Origin of the sequence: Bradyrhizobium sp. LTSP857 (genome assembly GCF_000938285.1) — a bacterium.
Taxonomy (GTDB): domain Bacteria; phylum Pseudomonadota; class Alphaproteobacteria; order Rhizobiales; family Xanthobacteraceae; genus Bradyrhizobium.
Map to the genome: position 1 here is coordinate 47,449 of NZ_JYMS01000004.1, position 18,920 is coordinate 66,368.

The 18,920-nt window shown below is 64.8% G+C and carries 15 protein-coding genes; 4 read left to right on the plus strand and 11 right to left on the minus strand.

Features of this window, described 5'->3' with window-relative positions; translation table 11 throughout:
- Positions 1-264: 264 nt before the first annotated feature.
- From fdhF to mobB, 7 genes are all read right to left on the minus strand, one after another.
- Complete coding sequence (gene fdhF, locus UP06_RS00240; RefSeq protein WP_044999633.1) at positions 265-3,033, minus strand: formate dehydrogenase subunit alpha; 2,769 nt, start codon at positions 3,031-3,033, stop codon at positions 265-267.
- Entirely contained in the window at positions 3,030-4,739 is a 1,710-nt protein-coding gene (locus UP06_RS00245; protein WP_044999634.1) for an NADH-ubiquinone oxidoreductase-F iron-sulfur binding region domain-containing protein, read from the minus strand. Before UP06_RS00245 ends, fdhF begins: the two co-directional genes overlap by 4 nt.
- A gap of 156 nt (positions 4,740-4,895) precedes the next feature.
- Positions 4,896-5,180 carry a hypothetical protein gene (locus tag UP06_RS00250; RefSeq protein ID WP_044999635.1) on the minus strand — a complete coding sequence of 95 codons (285 nt, stop codon included), beginning with the start codon at positions 5,178-5,180 and terminating at the stop codon, positions 4,896-4,898.
- A gap of 92 nt (positions 5,181-5,272) precedes the next feature.
- A complete protein-coding gene (locus UP06_RS00255; protein ID WP_044999636.1) occupies positions 5,273-6,928 on the minus strand; it encodes an OFA family MFS transporter in 1,656 nt (551 codons plus the stop codon).
- 318 nt (positions 6,929-7,246) lie between these two features.
- On the minus strand, positions 7,247-7,522 hold the full coding sequence (locus UP06_RS00260) for a sulfurtransferase TusA family protein (protein ID WP_044999637.1): 276 nt from the start codon (positions 7,520-7,522) through the stop codon (positions 7,247-7,249).
- A 44-nt stretch (positions 7,523-7,566) separates the two neighbouring features.
- The gene (locus UP06_RS00265) at positions 7,567-8,823 is read right to left on the minus strand and encodes a molybdopterin molybdotransferase MoeA (RefSeq protein ID WP_044999638.1); all 1,257 of its coding nucleotides are present in this window, start codon (positions 8,821-8,823) and stop codon (positions 7,567-7,569) included.
- Positions 8,824-8,832: 9 nt separating this feature from the next.
- The gene (gene mobB / locus UP06_RS00270; RefSeq protein ID WP_044999639.1) at positions 8,833-9,360 is read right to left on the minus strand and encodes a molybdopterin-guanine dinucleotide biosynthesis protein B; all 528 of its coding nucleotides are present in this window, start codon (positions 9,358-9,360) and stop codon (positions 8,833-8,835) included.
- 207 nt (positions 9,361-9,567) lie between these two features.
- Between mobB and fdhD the strand changes: the two genes are divergently transcribed.
- A complete protein-coding gene (fdhD, locus tag UP06_RS00275; protein ID WP_044999640.1) occupies positions 9,568-10,458 on the plus strand; it encodes a formate dehydrogenase accessory sulfurtransferase FdhD in 891 nt (296 codons plus the stop codon).
- Position 10,459: 1 nt separating this feature from the next.
- The gene (mobA, locus tag UP06_RS00280; RefSeq protein ID WP_044999657.1) at positions 10,460-11,095 is read left to right on the plus strand and encodes a molybdenum cofactor guanylyltransferase MobA; all 636 of its coding nucleotides are present in this window, start codon (positions 10,460-10,462) and stop codon (positions 11,093-11,095) included.
- On the opposite strand, the gene UP06_RS00285 is transcribed toward mobA, so the two are convergent.
- The 4 genes from UP06_RS00285 to UP06_RS00300 are packed head-to-tail and all read right to left on the minus strand — an operon-like array spanning position 11,096 to position 16,235.
- On the minus strand, positions 11,096-12,232 hold the full coding sequence (locus tag UP06_RS00285; RefSeq protein ID WP_044999641.1) for an FAD-dependent monooxygenase: 1,137 nt from the start codon (positions 12,230-12,232) through the stop codon (positions 11,096-11,098).
- 45 nt (positions 12,233-12,277) lie between these two features.
- Positions 12,278-14,227, minus strand: a complete 1,950-nt coding sequence (locus UP06_RS00290) for a molybdopterin biosynthesis protein (RefSeq protein ID WP_044999658.1) — start codon at positions 14,225-14,227, stop codon at positions 12,278-12,280.
- A 13-nt stretch (positions 14,228-14,240) separates the two neighbouring features.
- Positions 14,241-15,347, minus strand: coding sequence for a molybdopterin-binding protein (locus UP06_RS00295; RefSeq protein ID WP_044999642.1), 1,107 nt, complete (start codon positions 15,345-15,347; stop codon positions 14,241-14,243).
- Positions 15,348-15,401: 54 nt separating this feature from the next.
- A complete protein-coding gene (locus UP06_RS00300; RefSeq protein ID WP_044999659.1) occupies positions 15,402-16,235 on the minus strand; it encodes an ABC transporter substrate-binding protein in 834 nt (277 codons plus the stop codon).
- Between the two features lie 397 nt (positions 16,236-16,632).
- On the opposite strand from UP06_RS00300, the gene UP06_RS00305 reads away from it, so the two are divergent.
- Both UP06_RS00305 and UP06_RS00310 read left to right on the plus strand, forming a co-directional pair.
- Positions 16,633-17,526, plus strand: a complete 894-nt coding sequence (locus tag UP06_RS00305; protein WP_044999643.1) for a substrate-binding domain-containing protein — start codon at positions 16,633-16,635, stop codon at positions 17,524-17,526.
- Between the two features lie 99 nt (positions 17,527-17,625).
- Positions 17,626-18,840, plus strand: coding sequence for an ABC transporter substrate-binding protein (locus UP06_RS00310; protein WP_044999644.1), 1,215 nt, complete (start codon positions 17,626-17,628; stop codon positions 18,838-18,840).
- The last annotated feature ends 80 nt before the right edge of the window (positions 18,841-18,920 follow it).

Consider the following 18,920-nt stretch of genomic DNA (forward strand, 5'->3'; position numbering starts at 1 on the left):
GTCTTTCCATGGAGACAATCTGGATTGCTTCGCTTCGCTCGCAATGACGGTGCGGGTACGCCTGCGCACCACACACTCAACCGTCGTCCCGGCGAAGGCCGGGACCCATAATCCCAGGAAGCGGTTTGGCGAAGACTCGCGGTGAAGAGCCTTCCTGCGGTACTTGCACCTTCGTCTACCGATAAATCACGCGGTATGGGTCCCGGCCTTCGCCGGGACGACGGCGAGGAATTGGCGGCGCCGCGCCGCCAAAAGACCGTCGCCCTACTCCGCCGCGTCCCGCATCTCCGCACGTTCTGCCCTGGCTGCGCAGAATTTGAACTCCGGGATCTTGCCGAACGGATCCAGCGCAGGGTTGGTCAGGAGGTTCGCGGCCGCTTCTGCGTAGCAGAACGGCATGAACACCATGTTTTCCGGGACGTCGCGGTCGGAGCGGACCTTGACCTCGACGGCGCCACGGCGGGTTTCGAGGCGAATGAAGTCGCCGGGCGCGAGCTTCTTCCTGTGCATGTCCTTCGGCGACATGAAGGCGACAGCTTCCGGCTCGATCTGGTCGAGCACCTGGGCCCGGCGCGTCATCGAGCCGGTATGCCAGTGCTCGAGCACGCGGCCAGTCGACAGCACCATCGGATATTCGGCGTCGGGCAGTTCATCCGGCGGGATGACGTGGGCCGGCACGATCTTGCCCCGCCCGCTCGCGGTCGGGAATCCCGTGGTGAAGATGATCTCGTTGCCGGGCACGTCGGGACCGTCGACCGGATAGGTCACAGCGCCCTCGCGCACCAGCCGCTCCCATGTGATGTTCTTCAGTGACGGCATCAGCTGCGCCATCTCGGTGAAGACCTCACCGGGACCAGCATAGTTCCAGGGCAAGCCCATGCGCTTGCCGATCTCCTGGATGATCCAGAGATCTTGCCGCGCATCGCCCGGCGGCTTGATCACCTGGCGCGCGAGCTGCACGCGGCGATCGGTGTTGGTGAACGAGCCTTCCTTCTCGGCGAACGCCGAGGCCGGCAGGATGACGTCGGCGTGGAACGCGGTCTCGGTGACGAAGAGATCCTGCACCACGAGATGATCGAGCATGGCGAGCGCCTGGCGCGCGTGTTGGAGATCGGGATCGGACATCGCGGGGTTCTCGCCCTCGATATACATGCCCTTGATCTCGCCGGCATGGATCGCGTTCATGATCTCGACCACAGTCAGGCCGCGGACGGGATCGAGCTCCTGCCCCCACAGCTTCTCGAAAGCCCCGCGCAAATCGTCGCGGCCGACTGGCTGATAGTCCGGCAGGAACATCGGGATCAGGCCGGCGTCGGAGGCGCCCTGCACGTTGTTCTGGCCGCGTAGCGGATGCAGGCCGGTGCCGGGACGGCCGACCTGGCCGGTGATCAGCGCCAGCGCAATCAGGCAACGCGCATTGTCGGTGCCGTGGACATGCTGGCTGATGCCCATGCCCCAGAAGATGATCGACGACTTTGCCCGCGCATAGGTTCGCGCCACCTCGCGCAGGGTTTGCGCCGGGACGCCACAGATCGGCTCCATCTTCTCCGGCGTGAACTCCTTGATCTTCTCCTTGAGGTCGTCAAAGCCCTCGGTGTAGCCGGCGATGTACTGGTCGTCGGTCAGGCCTTCGGTGATGATCGTGTTGATCATCGCGTTCAGCATGGCGACGTCGGAGCCGGGCTTGAACTGCAAATGCTTGGTCGCATGACGCGACAGCGACTGCCGGCGCGGATCCATCACGAACAGCTTCGCGCCGTTCTGCTTGACCGCGTTCTTGATGAAGGTCGCGGCGACCGGGTGGTTCACGGTCGGATTGGCCCCGATCACGATGATGACCTCGGCGTCCATCGCCGCCGCAAACGGCGCCGACACCGCCCCCGAGCTCAGGCCCTCGAACAGCGCCGCCACCGACGAGGCATGGCACAGACGCGTGCAGTGATCGACATTGTTGGAGCCGAAGCCGGTGCGCACCAGCTTCTGGAACAGATAGGCCTCTTCGTTCGAGCCCTTGGCCGAGCCGAAACCGGCCAGCGCCTTCACGCCGTTGGTGTCGCGGATCTTGACCAGACCGTTGGCGGCGATGTCGAGCGCTTCCTCCCAACTCGCTTCGCGGAAATGCGTGAAGGGATTGGCGGGATCGACCTGGTCGTTGGAATCCTTCTTCGCATTCGGAAACCGCACCAGCGGCTTGGTCAGGCGATGCGGATGGTGGATGTAATCGAAGCCGAAGCGGCCCTTGACGCAGAGACGGTTGTGATTGGCGGGGCCGTCACGGCCTTCGGCGTAGATCACCTTGTCGTCCTTGACCTCATAGGTCACCTGACAACCGACGCCGCAGAACGGGCAGAGCGAATCCACCTTTTTGTCTGCGTAGGTAACGCGCGTCTGCTTGTCGTCGAGCATCACGGCCGGCATCAAGGCGCCGGTTGGACAGGCCTGCACGCATTCGCCGCAGGCGACACAGGTCGACTCGCCCATGGGATCGTCAAAGTCGAATACGATCTTTGAGCCATGGTTACGATACGCCATGCCGATGACGTCGTTGACCTGGACCTCGCGGCAGGCGCGCACGCACAGGCCGCACTGGATGCAGGCATCGAGATTGACGCGCATCGCAGGATGGCTGGCGTCGGTCTCCCAGCGCTCGGCGGCGGGGAAACGGCTCTCGGTAACGCCGGTGGTCTCGGCCCAGTGCCAGAATTTGGACTCCGGATCGTGCGAGGTCGCGCGCGCCGGCTGGTCGGCGACGAGCAACTCCATCACCATTTTTTGCGCCGACACCGCCCGCGCGGATTCGGTCTTCACCTTCATGCCGACCGACGGTGTGCGCTTGCAGGACGCCGCCAGCACGCGCTCGCCCTCGATCTCGACCATGCAGGCGCGGCAATTGCCGTCGGGGCGATAGTCAGGCGCCGGCGAGTAACAGAGGTGCGGAATCTCGCGGCCCTGGCGTTTTGCGACCTGCCAGATCGTCTCACCGGGAGTGGCCTCGACCTGCTTGCCGTCGAGTTCGAAGGTAATTTGGGTCATTCGGCCGCTTCCTTGAACTCGTCAGGGAAATATTTGATCACGGAGGACAGCGGATTCGATGCCGCCTGTCCGAGCCCGCAGATCGAGGCATCCCGCATCGCCTGGCTCAATTCTTCCAGCAATGCGCGGTTCCAGACCGGCTTCTGCATCAGGAGCGCCGCCTTCTGGGTTCCGACGCGGCACGGCGTGCACTGGCCGCAGCTCTCGTCCTCGAAGAACTTCATCAGGTTCAGCGCCGCCGCGCGCACGCTGTCCTTTTGCGACAGGATCACGATCGCGGCCGAGCCAATGAAGCAGCCGTATTTCTCCAGCGTGCCGAAGTCGAGCGGGATGTCGTCCATCGCCGCCGGCAAGATGCCGCCGGACGCGCCGCCCGGCAGGTACGCATAGAACTGATGGCCGTCGGCCATGCCGCCGCAATATTCGTCGATCAGCTCGCGCACGGTGATGCCCGCGGGCGCGAGCTTCATGCCGGGGTTTTTCACGCGGCCGGAGACCGAGAAGCTGCGCAGGCCGTGACGCTCGTGGCGGCCATGGCCCTTCCACCAGTCGGCGCCCTTCTCGACGATGTCGCGCACCCACCACAACGTCTCGATGTTGTTGATCAGCGTCGGCAGGCCGAACAGGCCGACCTGGAACGGATAGGGCGGCTTGTGCCTGGGCAGGCCGCGCTTGCCCTCGATGCTTTCGAGCAGCGAGGATTCCTCGCCGCAGATGTAAGCCCCGGCGCCGCGCCGCATGTGCAGTGTCGGACCGCCCGCGGGCAGCTTTGCAAGCTCGCGTTCGAGGATTTCGCGCGCCGCCGGATATTCGTCGCGCAGATAGATGTAGACGTCGGGGGCCTGCACCACATGCGCGCCAATCAGCATGCCCTCGATGAAACGGTGCGGGTCGCTTTCGAGATAGACGCGATCCTTGAACGTGCCGGGCTCGCCCTCATCGCCGTTGATCGCCATCAACCGCGGGCCGGGCTCCCCGAGCACCGCACGCCATTTGCGTCCCGTTGGGAAGCCGGCGCCGCCGAGGCCGCGCAGCGAAGCGTCGTCGAGCGCCTTCAGCAGATCGTCCTTCGGCAATTCGCCGGAGCGCAGGCGATTGAGCAGCTTATAGCCGCCGCCGGCGACATAGGCGTCGTAGTCGATATATTTGGGCAGATGGGCGTGGGTGTCGCCGGCCTTCGCCGCCGCTAGCACGTTGCCGACGGTGGCATGGTCGACGAAGTTGTGTCCGACTTCCGCGGCAGGCGCGGTGTCGCAGCGGCCGACGCAGGGCGCGCGCACCACGCGGATGCTCGGGCCGGACGCACTTTGCAAATCCTCGAGCAACTTCTCACCGCCGAGCATCGCGCAGGTCAGCGAGTCGCAGACCCGGATCGTCAACGGCGCAATCTCCGGCTCGCCTTCCTTCACGATGTCGAAATGCGCGTAGAAGGTCGCGGTCTCGAACACCTCGGCGAAGGCGAGCTTCATCTCGTCGGCGAGCGCCGCGAGGTGCGCGGCCGAGATCTGGTGATATGTGTCCTGGATCAGGTGCAGATATTCGATCAGGAGATCGCGCCGCCGCGGCCTGTCGGCGAGCAATTGCTCGATCTCATGCGCGGCGGTGGGATCGACCTGCCGCCCCTTGGGCGTGGACTTGGCGCGCTTGCGCCCCTCGCCCGGATGCTCGAATTCACGAACCTTATGAACGTCGTCGTTGCTGCTCATGGAAACGCCGCGTTCTCCTCAAAAGCGTATCGATCACGGCAACTCTAGTCTCTGGTATGCCAGAGGCAAGGAAATTTAGAACGTCTCTATAATGATTTAGGGGCAGGCAGCCGCCCTGCCATGCCCCTTACGCAAACCGGTCGCGGAACTCTGACCTCAGGTCTTGCTCATGCACTCTTCGATGTAGAACCAGCGGTCGTCGCCAGCCAGGCCCTTGGCCTTCACGTCGGCGCGACAGGCCTTCAGCTTCGGCCTGTTGGCCGACCACTTCGCTTTCATGTCCTTCAACTTCTGCATGGTGAGCTTGATCTTGCCCGGCGGCTTGGCGTCGGTCGTCGCGGCAAGTGCCGGTGTCGCGGGCGCCGTCGCGGTCTGCGCAGACGCGGTGTGAAGGCTCGCGGCCAGCAGCATGGCGGCGAGGCAGATACGAGTACGAAGCATAAGAATCCCCCTAGATCCCATTCTCAATGTTTTGGCAGACGTGCACCGCGGGACGCCGGCTTGCAGCCTCCCGCGGCGATGTGGGTTTGCGATCAGAAGATCTTCACGGCGCTGAGCAGCGTCATGTACACGCCATAGGCCAGTGGAATAGCGACGAAGGCCCAGAACAGTGCGGCCTTGCCGTCGAGCCCGCCCGTGCCGATTCCGAACGAGCCGGTCTGCTGCGCGGCGCTTGCGCCGGCAGTCGAGGCCTGCAGCTTCGTCACCTCGGCTTCGCTCATGTACCACTTCGAATCGACCGGCTTGATCAAATAGTTGCAGATCAGGCCCGCGACCAGCATCGCGCACAGAATGTACATTGTGGTGTTGTAGAGCTGGTCGCGCGGCACACCGGCCGCGAGCTGGAACTCGCGGATGTAGTTGACCACGACGGGGCCGATGATGCCCGCGGTGGACCACGCCGTCAGCAGCCGGCCGTGGATGGCGCCGACGAACTGGGTTCCGAACATGTCGGCGAGATAGGCCGGCACGGTCGCGAAGCCGCCGCCATACATCGACAGGATGATGCCGAAGCCGAGCACGAACAGCAGCTTCGAGCCCATCGCCGCAAAGGTCGGCGCCAGCGCGTACAGCACGATCCCGAGGATGAAGAACGTGTAATACGTGTTCTTGCGGCCGATATAGTCCGACAGCGACGCCCAGAAGAAACGGCCGCCGATGTTGAACAGCGACAGCAGGCCGGCAAAGCCGGCGGCGATCGCCGCGATCTGCCCCTTCTGCGCGGCGTTCAAGGCGTTGAAGCCGACGTCCGGAAGCCCGATCAGCTTGCCGGCGAAGATTTCCTGAAGCATCGGCGAAGCCATGCCGATCACGCCGATGCCGGCCGACACGTTCAAGCACAGCACCCACCAGATCAGCCAGAATTGCGGCGTCTTGTGCGCGTTGTCGAGATGGACGTGATGCTCGGAGATCATCGTCTTCTTCTCGCTCGGCGCCGTCCAACCCTCCGGCTTCCAGCCGGTCGGCGGCAGGCGATAGCGGAAGGCGCCGATTATCATGAAGACAAAATAGATGATGCCCATGGTGAGGAAGGTTTCCCAGACTCCGACCGAGGTCGGGGTCTTGAACTGGTCCATCAGCCAGTTCGCCAGCGGCGCTCCGATCATGGCGCCGCCGCCAAAGCCCATGATGGCCATACCGGTCGCCATGCCGCGCCGGTCCGGAAACCATTTCACCAGCGTCGACACGGGGGAGATGTAACCGAGGCCAAGACCGATGCCGCCGATCACGCCGGAGCCGAGCCACATGACCCAGAGCTGGTGGACATAGATGCCGACGGCGCCGAGCAGGAGGCCGCCGCACCAGCAGCAGGCCGCGACGAAGCCCGCCTTGCGCGGCCCGGCGCGCTCGAGCCAGCCGCCCCACAGCGCGGCGGAGACGCCGAGCACGACGAAGAACAGGGTGTACATCCAGCCCAAGCTCGCGACCTTCCAGTCGCAGCTCGTGGAGAAAAGCTCCTGCCACAGCGAGATGTCCGGGCAGGCTTTTGGCGCGGTCAATCCGATCGCGCGCGACAGCGGCAGCCAGAACACCGAGAAGCCGTAGGCCATGCCGATGCAGAGGTGGATGCACAGCGCCGCCGGCGGCACCAGCCATCGATTGAACCCGGCGGTCGCGATGGTCCGCTCGCGGTCAAGCAAACCCGCGCCAGCGCCCGAAATCCTTCCAGCGCTCTCAATTGTCGTCATGCATTCCTCCCCTGCCAGCCGCCCTTCTGAGCAAGCCTGCCGCTAACATCCTGTCCTCAGCCCGGTGCGGTGCAGCTTTTGTCCCTGCTGCTCCGCACAATCATCCGACGCGCGCCAGGATCGTCACGCGCGTCTGAAAAGTTAACCCCTCGAGCGGGGTCCTATGCCCGATACGATTTGGAGGCTTCGTGTGTGGCCCATTGATCCGCGTATCGCAGACAAGACTCAACCTCCGCGCCCGCACGGAGAAAGTCAATTTGGACAGAAGCCATGATCGATGTCGATAGACAAAAGGTCGGTATCCGCGCGGTAACGCGCCTAAGAACGCAGCGCAGCATTGGCAGTGTCTATCGAACCATTTGTTTTTTCTATCAAGAACACGATGCGCGCATCGTTGCGCTCGGTGATCTCCACCTTGTCGCCGGTCTCGCGGATCAGGTTCGGAATGTCAATCACCGACAGTGGATCGGTACAGTGCACTTCGAGCTGATCGCCCAGCTGCAATGGTTTCAACGCCTTGCGCGTCTTCAAGGCGGGCAGCGGGCATTTCAGCCCTTTGAGATCAAGCATCGTTCTGGTCGTTGTTCTTGTCATGGGCGCAACATGGCGGGAGGGGTCGATAACGTCAACGCGTCGCCTCAGATCAGATCGGCATAGGACAGGAAACCTACGTACTGCCCCGGCTGGACACGCGTGATGTCTTCGCCCAGTTCAATCAAGCCGTCAGTCTCCACCAAAGATGACAACAGCCCGGCGCCCTCGCGCGGAAACTTGACCGCCTCCAGCGTGCCGTCCTCTCCGCGCCGCAACGAAGCGCGAACATATTCGCGCCGGGCGATCTTCTTCTTGTAGGTGAACGCCGCGCGGACGGGGATCGGCAACAGCGGCTCGGGCCGACTGCCGGCGAGCGCCAGCACGGTCGGCCGCACCACATGGACGAAGGTGACAAAACTCGCGACGGGATTGCCGGGCAATCCGATCAGCGGCGTGCCGTCGATGATGCCCATCGCCACGGGCCGGCCGGGCTTGATCGCCATCCGCCACAGCACCAGCGAACCAATACTCTCCACCGCCGCCTTGACGTGATCCTCCTCGCCGGTCGAGACACCGCCAGTGGTGAGGATCAGGTCATGTGAGCCCGCGACCTGCTTCAATCCGTCCGCAAGCGAGTTGCGCTCGTCGCGCAAGATACCGAGATCGCTGACCTCGCAGCCGAGCCGGCGCAGCATCGCCATCAGCATGAAGCGGTTCGAATCGAACAGCTGGGAGGCCGCGCGCGGCTCGCCGGGCGAAGCCAGCTCGTCGCCGGTCGAGAACACCGCGACGCGGATGCGTCTCATGACATCGAGCCGGCTCAGGCCGAACGCCGCAGCAAGCGCAACGTGCTGCGGCCGCAGCCGCTGGCCGGCGCGCAGCGCGATGTGCCCTTCGGGAATGTCCTCGCCCGCAGGGCGGACATTGGCGCCCGGCTTCAGCCCCGGCGGCAACACGATATTGCCGGCCTCATCGATGCGGACATCTTCCTGCATGAAGACGGTTTCGGCACCCGGCGGCATTGGCGCGCCCGTAAAGATGCGCGCAGTGTGGCCGGGCTTGATCCCGGCGTGTACGAGGCCGCCGGCCTGGATGCGGCCATCAAGCGGGAACGCCTGTTCCACTTCTTGCGGAAGGTCAGCATTGCGTATGGCATAACCGTCGACGGCGGAATTGGTGAACGGCGGCAGCGGCAGGGGCGCGGCAATATCGCGCGCCAGCACGCGCCCGTCGGCGTCGACCAACGGCACTGTCTCGAGATCGGCAATCGCATTGACGCGCGCCGTGATCAGGCCGACGGCCTCGTCGACCGACATCATCGGTCCACCAAAAGCAAAGCAATCGTCCGACAGTTGCGCCATGGTGCCTCGTCAGCGCATCGCGGCGCTTTTCGCGACCGCTTCCTCGATCGGCATCGCCGAACGCAGCAGCAATGCTGCGGCGGCCGCAATATCGTCGAGATGGACGGTCGGCAGCCGGGTTTCAACCGCGACGTCGGTCGCAATTCCCACAATTCCGGGATCGTCGGGAAACAGCAGCGGCTTGGCATTGGCGGCGCGATGGACCTCGATCTTGCGATGCGGCTCGCGCTTGAAACCTTCGACGACGACGAGATCGACGGCGGACAGCTTACTCAGGAGTTCCGGCAGCCGCGGCTCCGCCGCGCCGCGCAGCTCATGCATCAAAGCCCAACGGTTGGCCGAAGCCACCAGCACCTCGGCCGCACCGGCCTCGCGATGGCGCCAGGAATCCTTGCCGGGCACGTCGACGTCGAACTGGTGATGCGCATGCTTGATCACGGAGACGCGCAGGCCCTGCGCGTTGAAATGCGGGATCAGCCGCGTCAACAGCGTGGTCTTGCCCGCACCGCTCCAGCCCGCAAGGCCGATGACTTTCATTCCAGGTCGGTCTCCGCGAGCGCCTTAGCCCTTGATGGAACCACCTTCTCCTCCGTCATTGCGAGCGAAGCGAAGCAATCCAGGGTGTCTCCGCGGATGCATTTCTGGATTGCTTCGCTACGCTCACAATGACGACGGGAGGCGTTTTCGCTTTCCGCCAGCATGCTTATATCGGCTTGACCCGAATGTCATGCTAACGTCGCGGCCATGATGAAGATCGACAAAGCTCCGGTGCCCCTGATCGTTCCGAATCCGGATGACCCGCGCCTGACCCAGAGCGTGACCGGGACCGACCAGGCCGGCGCCAAGGTCGAGATCAAGGTGCCGATGGAGCGGCCGCTGACGCTCTATTTGAATGCACAGGAGATCGTCACCATGATGACGATCGGCGACTATCCGGAATATCTGGCGCTGGGCTATCTGCTCAACCAGAACATGCTGAAATATAATGACGCCGTCACCGAGGTCGAATACGACGACGACCTCCAGGTCGTCGTCGTGCGCACCGAGCACCATACCAATTTCGAGGCCAAGCTGAAGAAGCGCACGCAGACCTCGGGCTGCGCACAGGGCACTGCTTTCGGCGATCTGCTCGAGGCGGTCGAGAGCGTTGCGCTGCCGAAGGCCGAGCTGCGCACCTCCTGGCTCTACCAGATGACGCAGACCATCAACACCATGCCCTCGCTCTATCTCGAGGCCGGCGCGATCCATGGCTGCGTGCTGTGCAAGGAAGGCGAACCGCTCTGCTACACCGAGGATGTCGGCCGCCACAATGCCGTCGACAAGATCGCGGGCTGGATGTACCGCCACGGCGTCGATGCGTCCGACAAGATTCTCTACACCACGGGACGACTCACCTCGGAGATGGTGATCAAGACGGTCCGCATGGGCATTCCGATCCTGATCTCGCGCTCCGGCTTCACCGCCTGGGGCGTCGATCTCGCCAGGCAAGTGGGCCTGACGCTGGTCGGCCGCGCGCGCGGAAAGCGCTTCATGACGCTCGCGGGCGAAGACCGCATCGTCTATGACCAGAATCTCGCTTACGTCGAGGAAGAGTCGACGAAGCACAAGCGCAAGGGTGAAGCCGGTGACGACTAGGATTCCGGCGACAAGCTTTCCGTCGACTCTTGGCGTGCTGCTCGCCGGCGGCCTGGCGCGACGCATGGGCGGCGGTGACAAGCCGATGCGCACCATTGGCGGCCGCACCATTCTGGAGCGCGTGATCGCGCGCCTCTCATCCCAGTGCAGCGGGTTGATCCTCAATGCCAATGGTGACCCCGCACGCTTCGCTGCGTTCGGGCTGACGATCGTTGCGGACGACGTGCCCGGCTTCCCCGGCCCGCTCGCCGGCATCCTCGCGGCGCTCGACTGGAGCGCGGCAAACCAACCGAAGATCGACTGGGTGCTCAGCGCTGCCGGCGACTGTCCGTTCCTGCCGCGCGATCTGGTCGCACGCCTGCATGAAGCGCGCGAACGAGAGGGCGCCCAGCTCGCCGTTGCAGCTTCAGGCGACCAGACGCATCCGGTGATCGGTCTGTGGCGCGTGAGCTTGCGCAACGAGCTGCGTCATGCGCTGGTGGTCGAGGACATCCGCAGGATCGACCGCTGGACCGCGCGCTATCCGCTCGCGACGGTGACCTGGCCAACCGAACCGCTCGATCCGTTCTTCAATGCCAACACGGTCGAAGACATCGCGGAAGCCGAGCGGTTGGCGGCGCTGGATGCAGCGTCTTAATCAAGCTGAAGCCGCCAGCGGCTCGGTCCAGGCGTCGTAACCGTACACCCAGCTGGTATCGGTCCGCTCCTTCAACCAGATGTTGGCGCGCGAGGTCTCCTGCACCCGCGTGGTCCGCACCTTGCGCGTCGCCTCGAAGCGACGGAACGCGTTGCCGACACCGTCACGATCAATGCCCTCAAGACAGCGGGAGAGAACGGCGGCGTCCTCGATCGCCATCGCCGCGCCTTGCGCCATGTAGGGCGTCATCGGATGGCAGGCGTCGCCGAGCAGCGTCACCTTGCCGTCAGACCAGCGATCCAGCGCGTCGCGGTCCATGATCGCCCATTTGTGCACGTCGGGGCACGCCGCGAGCACCTCTCCGACCTGCGGATGGAAACCTTCGAACGATGCGCGCAGATCGCGTACGTCGCCCTTGGCCGACCAGGACTCGATGCGGAAGTTCGGCTCGGGCTGGCTGGTGACGAGATAGACTTCGCTGCGGTCCGGCTTGACGTAGTAGATCACGATGTGGCGGTCCTCGCCCCACCATTTGGTGCAATCGTCGATTGTCTCGCCGCCGAGCAGCGCCGCGGGATAGGTGGTGCGATAGGCGATGCGGCCGGTGAACTTGACCGGCGCGGTGTCGAACAGGATATCGCGCACGGCTGAATGGACGCCGTCCGCGCCGACCACCGCATCGGCAACGACACTCGTGCCGTCGGCGAAAGTCAGCCGGACGCCATCGCCGGTCTCGTCCAAACCGACAAGCTTGTGGTTGAGCCGGACGCATTCATCCGGCACCGCGCTTGCCAGCGCCGCATGCAGGTCGCCGCGATGGGCGAGCAGATAGGGCGCGCCGAACTTCTCTTCCGCACTCTCGCCAAAGATCATGTCGAACTTGATGTCGCCGCTCTTCCAGTCGCGGTTGTTCCAGGATCGGGGATAGAACGACTGGCTGCGCATACGCGCTTCCAGCCCCAGCGCGCGCAGCACCTTCATGGCGTTGCAGCCGATCTGGATGCCGGCGCCGATGCGGGCGAATTGCGAGGCCTGTTCGTAGACCATGACGTCGACACCGACGCGCCGGAGCGCAGCGGCGGTCGCAAGCCCGCCCATGCCGGCACCGACAATCGCAACCGAAAGCGGCTTTGCCATCGCGTCCCCCACCTTGTCGCGCGGCTTGAACGCCGCGTCGTCCCCTTAAGCCGGCCGGAAACCCGCCCGCTCCAGCGCCGCACGAGCTTCGTCCGAGCCGAGTGCGTCGAGAAAAGCCTGCACCGCCGGACGCTGCTTGCGCACTGACACCAGCGCGAAGTCATAATGCTCTTCCGCGAGCGGAATGAAACTGAGACCGACCGCATGGGCGACCGGCGCAATGGTCATGCCCCAGTCGGCACGATGCTGCGCGACGGCGGCGGCCACGGCGTTATGCGAACGCGGCTGGTTCCAATAGCCTTCTGGGCGCGCGCCGCCAAGCAGGCGGTCGATCAGGATGCGCGTGCCGGCGCCCTGGTTGCGGTTGACCATGATGCAGGCGGGATCAGCGAGCGCAGCGGCGACGGCCTCCTTCGCGCTCAGGCCTTCGAAACGCTTGTCGCTTTTCCGGAACACAATGCCCTGCATCCGCCGCCAACCCGGCACGAGCTCCAGCCCCTCGACGAGGTAAGGCGTGTTATAGGTTTCGCTCTTGTCGTCGAACAGATGGATCGGCGCGAGATCGCATTCGCCGCGTCGCGCTGCCGCAAGGCCGCCGAGGCTGCCGACCGCAATCGAGCGCACGGTCAGGCCGGCATGCGCGAGCGGCGCGGTGACGAGATCGAGGCCGGTGCAATGGCTGCCGACGATGACGAGATCAGGCACCCGCACATGCGGCGTGAACAGCGTCACCTCGACCTCGGTCCCGGCCGGCATCTGGTCGGCGAGCGCATCGATGCGCAGAAAGCCGTCGGCCTGCGCGAATGAGGTGATCGCACCAGAGCCTTTGCCCGAGGGATAGGCGATCAGGCCGTCCTTGCCGTCGACCAGCGAGACCATGACGAATTCGGTGCGGCCGAGCTCGGAGGCGATGCGCACCGGGACGGTCGCGCTGACCTTGGCATCAGAGCGCGGCGGCAGTCCGGCCATCCTGCGCAACACCGGCACGATCATGTCGTGGAAGGTGAACATCGCCGAGGTTGGAAAACCCGGCAGGATCACCACAGGCTTGCCGTCGCAGACCGCAAGGCACAGCGGCTTGCCGGGCTTGAGCGCCACGCCGTGCGCGATGATACCGGGCTTGCCGAGCCGATCGATGATGCGGTGGGACAGATCACCCGCCCCTTTCGAGGTGCCACCCGACAGCACCAGCATGTCAGAGTCCGCCAACGCGTTGCGCATGGCGGATTCGAGCTTTGCTTCATCGTCGGGAATGGCGCCGAGGAAGATCGCCTCGCCGCCATTCTCGTCGATCGCAGCGGCGACGATCGCACCATTGGTGTCGTAGATCGCAGCCGGCGCGAGGGCTTCGCCGGGTTGAACGAGCTCGTCGCCGGTCGAAATCACGGCGACCCGCGGCTTACGTGCGACAACTACCTCCGCAATACCGCAAGCCGCCAGCATACCGATCTCGCGCGAGCCGATGACCGTGCCGGCGCGCAGCAACGCCTCACCGCGCGCGATGTCGGAACCGGCATAGGACACGAACTGCCCGGGCGACGCGGCGCGGCGGACATCGATCGCATCGGAGCCGATCGGCTGGGTGTGCTCGACCATGACGACCGCGTCGGCGCCGCGCGGCACCGGCCCGCCCGTAGCGATCGGCGTCGCGGTCCCCGCCGCCACTTGCAGCGTCGGCGCCACGCCGCAGTGGATGGTCTCGCCATTCAACGCAAGGCGCACGGGCGCACCTTCGCCAGCCACAGAAAGATCGGTCGAGCGCACGGCAAAGCCATCGACATTGGAACGATCGAAGGGTGGCACATCGATCGGCGCCGTGACGTCTTCGGCCAGCGCCGCGCCGAGTGCGTTGGCGAGCTTAAGCGTTTCGCTTGGGATCGCGCGCGGGAACAGCGCGGCCTCGAAACGCGCCAGCGCATCCTCGCGCGACAGGATCTTGAGGAACTGCTCTTGCTCAAGTGCGCTGCGATCTTGCGACTGCGGGACCTTGGTCATGTCGGAACCCATATCATTCCCGCATTAGATAAGCATCGGCAGCCGCGCCCGCCGCGAATCCCTCGTGGCTAGCGGAAATGAGCAGCCATGCATCCGCTCGGGCAATTGCCTGGAGCGACCATTCGCCCACGGCAAGCGGCGTCCACGCATGATGCTCTTCGGCCAGCAGCGCGATTTCGGCGATCCCGACATTCGATGCGATCTTCCGCGCGAGCGGCAAGGTCGTCGACCGACGCGGCAGCCGCGCCGACAATCGGTCGATCAGCGGAAGCACCAATGCCAACCAAACCGCGAGCGCGTGATCGGGCGAACCGGGCAGAGCGACGATGGGAACCTCTCCAAGCCGCCCCACCGCGGCGGTGCGTCCGGGCTGGAGCGCAAGGCCATGGGCGATCAAATTGCCCCGCTGAGCCAGCGCCAAGACAGCGGCATCCTGGCGACCGACGCCGCTGCCGCCGATCGTCAGCAGGAGGTCGCAGGCGGAAACATCAAGCGCGGCCGCGATCGATGTCGCATCGCGCGCGCCGGCTTCGAGCGTGCTCACATCCAGTCCCGCTGCGCGCGCGACGTCGGCGATCATTTGCGTCGTCACTGTTGCGCCCGGCAAATTGACGAGGCGCAGCCGCGGCCGCCGCACGCTCAGCTTTTCCGTGCCGGCGGCGCGCGCGAGCAGCAGAACCGCCGCACTGATCGGATATCCCTCTGCGGCGACAGGCGTGCGTTCGGGGACGTCGGTGCCCGCACGCCGAACGCCCTGCCCCGGCACGCCCTCCGCCAGCACCTGCGCGAGTGGACCCGACACCTCGACTGCGTCGGCATCGAGCACGCAGTCGCATCCTTCCGGCATCGCATCACCGGCATCGACCCACACTGGAAGCCTGGTCACAGGCAGCGGCGAATAGGAGGACGCGCCGACGAGGTCGTTAGCACGCAGCGCCCAGCCGTCCGCTGCGGCGATGTCGCAAGGCGGATAGGCCGCGAGCAGCGGCATCCCCGCCGCGATGCAGCCGTCCGCTTCAGTCAGCGGCAATTCGACCGGTGCGACCGGACCAACGCCCCGCAGCAGCGCGGCGAGCGCAGTGTCAAGCGGCGTGAGCGAGGGCGGCAGGCGCTGGGTCATGCGCCATGATGGACCATGCATCGCCCGGTTTGGCAACCGCTCGCGCTTCGAGCATCAACCGCCCGACTTGTCCGCGTTCGGAAAGAACACCTGCTGCCCGTCGACCTTGTAGCCGGCGATCGCCGTCTGCCCTTCCGGCGAGATCAGCCAGTCGATGAAGGTTTGGCCCAGCTCCTTCTTCACGTCCGGATACTTTTCCGGGTTTACCAGCATCAGGCCGTACTGGTTGAGCAGCCGCTTGTCGCCTTCAACGACGACATCAAGATCGCCACGATCTTTAAAGGTGATCCAGGCGCCGCGGTCGGACAGCACATAGGCGTTCGCCGTGCGCGCGGCTTCGAGGGCCGCAGTCATGCCCTGCCCGATCTCGCGATACCAGGCGCCCTTGGCGCTGGCGATGTCGATGCCGGCGACGATCCAGAGCGCGAGCTCGGCCGCGTGGGTGCCCGAGCGATCGCCGCGCGTCACGAACGGCGCGCCCTTGGCCTCGATCGTCTTCAGTGCGGTCGCGATGTCCTTGCCCTTCACGCCCGCGGGATCGCTCTTCGGCCCGATCAGCACGAAATCGTTGTACATCACGTCGAAGCGTTTCGCGCCGAAGCCGTCGGCGACGAACTTTTCCTCCTGCGGCCGTGCGTGCATCAGCACGACATCAGCCTCACCCCGTCGCGCCATGTCGAGCACCTGATCGGTCCGTCGTGCGATCACCGTCACCTCGATGCCGGTCTTGGCGGTGAAGATCGGCAGCAAATAATCGAGCAGGCCCGAATCCTGCGTCGCTGTCGTCGAGGCCAGGACGATCGCGCGGTCCTCGGCGGATGAGGCCGCAATGCCGGCGGCGAGGCCGCAGAGAAGTGTCAGTGCAACCGACAGTCGGCGAACGGCCATGAAGGGTTCCCATTGCATAGGACGCAATCATGAGGATCGATTGCGCCACACTCGTGACGCGTTTGCCCATTGCGGCAGCAACAGGAGATAGAACTCGGTTCGAGCCACTACCGAAAGGCAGGCTTTGCCGCGTGCCGGCGGACGCACTGAGATGAGTCACTCGGGAAATCTCGGCAATGAATCAACCGGCATGTTGATTGCAATCGCGAGCGAGACGGCCGCAAGGCCCGCACCATTCGAGCCTCTCAAGATCGTCAACCAAGATCACAACACGCGTCAGGATGTGTTGCAAAGCAACGAGATCATCAGGCATGGTTCGCACTGACTGAAATTGAAGTGCAGAATTCCACCTGCGTTGAACGTCAAAAAGAAGCAAGAATTTGCATAGGAATGCAGGATGGAATTCCTGACGACCAGCGAAGCCGCTGACTATCTCCGCCTTGGCGAACGCAAACTCTACGAACTCGTCACCAACGGTGCGATCCCCTGCACCAAGGTGACCGGAAAGTGGCTCTTCCCCCGGCACGAACTCGATCTCTGGGTGCTGTCCGGACTGGCACGCCCGGCCGGCATGCTGACCGCGGAGCCGCCGCCGGTCGTGGGCGGCAGCCAGGACGAACTGCTGGATTGGGCCTTGCGCGAATCCGGCTCGGGGCTGGGATCGATGAGCGAGGGGAGCGCGCGCGGGCTCGAACGCCTGCAACGCGACGAGGTGATGGCCGTGGCGGTCCACTTCCACAGCCTCGATGCCGCCGGCAATCTCGCCTCCGACGCCAGCATGACGGCGCTGCGAGGCGCGCCGGACCTGCACGATGTGCTGCTGGTCGCCTTCGTGCGCCGCGAGCAGGGTCTCGTGCTGCCGCCGGGCAATCCGAAGCGGCTGCGCGGTCTTTCCGATGTGCTCGCGCTCGGCGTCCGGGTGGCGATGCGACAACAGGGCACAGGCGCGCAGATGCTGCTCGACATGCTGCTCAAGCGCGCGGGCGCCTCGACGCGGGATCTGCGCCGGGTGGAGACGCCGAGCCTGACGGGCCCGGATCTCGCCGAAGTGGTCCGCGCGGGACAGGCCGATTGCGGGGTTGCGACGCGCGCGGCGGCGCGCTCCGCGGGCCTCGATTTCGTGCCGCTGGTCTGGGAAAATTTCGACCTCGCGCTGCGGCAGCGCAGCTATTTCCGCCCGCCAATGCAGGCCCTGATCCGGTTCCTGAGCGAACGACGGCTGCGGCAACGCGCCGAGGAGTTGACCGGCTACGACCCCTCGCCCGCCGGACAGATCCGCTTCGCGGCCTGACATTGACGCCCGCCCCCAAATAGTTGCAAAAGAAACCAATTCAGCCGGGCCATACCCGGCAGGCAACAGCGGCCAACGCGCCGATGAGGGAGGACAAGCGTGAATCCAATGAGATTTGGACTGCCGGTCGCTGCCGCGTTAGCGGCGACGCTGATGTCGGGCGCCGCAATGGCGCAGGTTTCGGACGACGTCGTCAAGATCGGCGTTCTCACCGACATGAACGGCCCGGCCTCCGCGCCGACCGGCCAGGGCTCGGTGACGGCGGCGCAGATGGCGATCGACGATTTCGGCGGCACCGTGCTCGGCAAGCCGATCAGCATCGTGATCGGCGACCACCAGCTCAAGGCCGATATCGGCGGCGGCATCGCGCGGCGCTGGTATGACGTCGATCAGGTCGATTTGATCGTCGACGTGCCGGTCTCGGCGGTCGGGCTCGCGGTGCAGAACGTCGCCAACGAGAAGAAGCGGCTGTTCATCACCCACTCCACCGGCACCGCCGATTTCCACGGAAAATTCTGCTCGCCCTACGCGATCCAGTGGGTATTCGACACCCGCGCGCTCGCGGTCGGCACAGCGGATGCGGTAGTCAAGCGCGGCGGCGACAGCTGGTTCTTCATCACCGACGACTACGCCTTCGGCCATTCGCTGGAGCGCGATGCCTCCAGCGTCATCACCGCCAATGGCGGCAAGGTGCTGGGCTCAGTGCGGCCGCCCTTGGCGACGCCCGACCTCTCCTCCTTCGTGCTGCAGGCGCAGGCCTCCAAGGCCAAGATCATCGGCATTGCCGCAGGTCCTCCGAACAACATGAATGAGATCAAGACCGGCTCGGAGTTCGGCGTGTTCAAGGGCGGCCAGCAGATGGCGGCGCTGCTCGCGCTGATCACCGACATCCACGGTCTGGGCTTACAGGCGGCGCAGGGGCTGTTGCTGACGACGTCGTTCTATTGGGACATGGATGACAAGACGCGCGAATGGTCGAAGCGCTATTTCGCCAAGATGAACAAGATGCCGTCGATGTGGCAGGCCGGCGTCTATTCAAGCGTGATGCACTATCTCAACGCCATCAAGGAGACCGGCACCGACGATCCGCTCAAGGTCGCCGCGAAAATGCGCGAGAAGCCGATCGAGGATTTCTTCGCCCGCAACGGCAAACTGCGCGAGGACAATCTGATGGTGCACGACCTCTGGCTGGTGCAGGTGAAGACGCCGGAAGAGAGCAAATATCCGTGGGACTATTACAAGATCCTCACGACGATTTCGGGCGACAAGGCGTTCGGGCCGCCGGACCCGGCGTGTTCGATGGTGAAGAAGTGATGGCCTAGCCGCGCTGACGGTGCCCCCTCTCCCCTTGCGGGAGAGGGTGGATGCGCGAAGCGCAGCCGGGTGAGGGGTTG

Bases quoted from the DNA above. Each gene is read 5' to 3' on its own strand.
- fdhF (WP_044999633.1), bottom strand. From the start codon at position 3,033: ATGACCCAAATTACCTTCGAACTCGACGGCAAGCAGGTCGAGGCCACT.
- UP06_RS00245 (WP_044999634.1), bottom strand. From the start codon at position 4,739: ATGAGCAGCAACGACGACGTTCATAAGGTTCGTGAATTCGAGCATCCG.
- UP06_RS00250 (WP_044999635.1), bottom strand. From the start codon at position 5,180: ATGCTTCGTACTCGTATCTGCCTCGCCGCCATGCTGCTGGCCGCGAGC.
- UP06_RS00255 (WP_044999636.1), bottom strand. From the start codon at position 6,928: ATGACGACAATTGAGAGCGCTGGAAGGATTTCGGGCGCTGGCGCGGGT.
- UP06_RS00260 (WP_044999637.1), bottom strand. From the start codon at position 7,522: ATGACAAGAACAACGACCAGAACGATGCTTGATCTCAAAGGGCTGAAA.
- UP06_RS00265 (WP_044999638.1), bottom strand. From the start codon at position 8,823: ATGGCGCAACTGTCGGACGATTGCTTTGCTTTTGGTGGACCGATGATG.
- mobB (WP_044999639.1), bottom strand. From the start codon at position 9,360: ATGAAAGTCATCGGCCTTGCGGGCTGGAGCGGTGCGGGCAAGACCACG.
- fdhD (WP_044999640.1), top strand. From the start codon at position 9,568: ATGATGAAGATCGACAAAGCTCCGGTGCCCCTGATCGTTCCGAATCCG.
- UP06_RS00285 (WP_044999641.1), bottom strand. From the start codon at position 12,232: ATGGCAAAGCCGCTTTCGGTTGCGATTGTCGGTGCCGGCATGGGCGGG.
- UP06_RS00290 (WP_044999658.1), bottom strand. From the start codon at position 14,227: ATGACCAAGGTCCCGCAGTCGCAAGATCGCAGCGCACTTGAGCAAGAG.
- UP06_RS00295 (WP_044999642.1), bottom strand. From the start codon at position 15,347: ATGACCCAGCGCCTGCCGCCCTCGCTCACGCCGCTTGACACTGCGCTC.
- UP06_RS00300 (WP_044999659.1), bottom strand. From the start codon at position 16,235: ATGGCCGTTCGCCGACTGTCGGTTGCACTGACACTTCTCTGCGGCCTC.
- UP06_RS00305 (WP_044999643.1), top strand. From the start codon at position 16,633: ATGGAATTCCTGACGACCAGCGAAGCCGCTGACTATCTCCGCCTTGGC.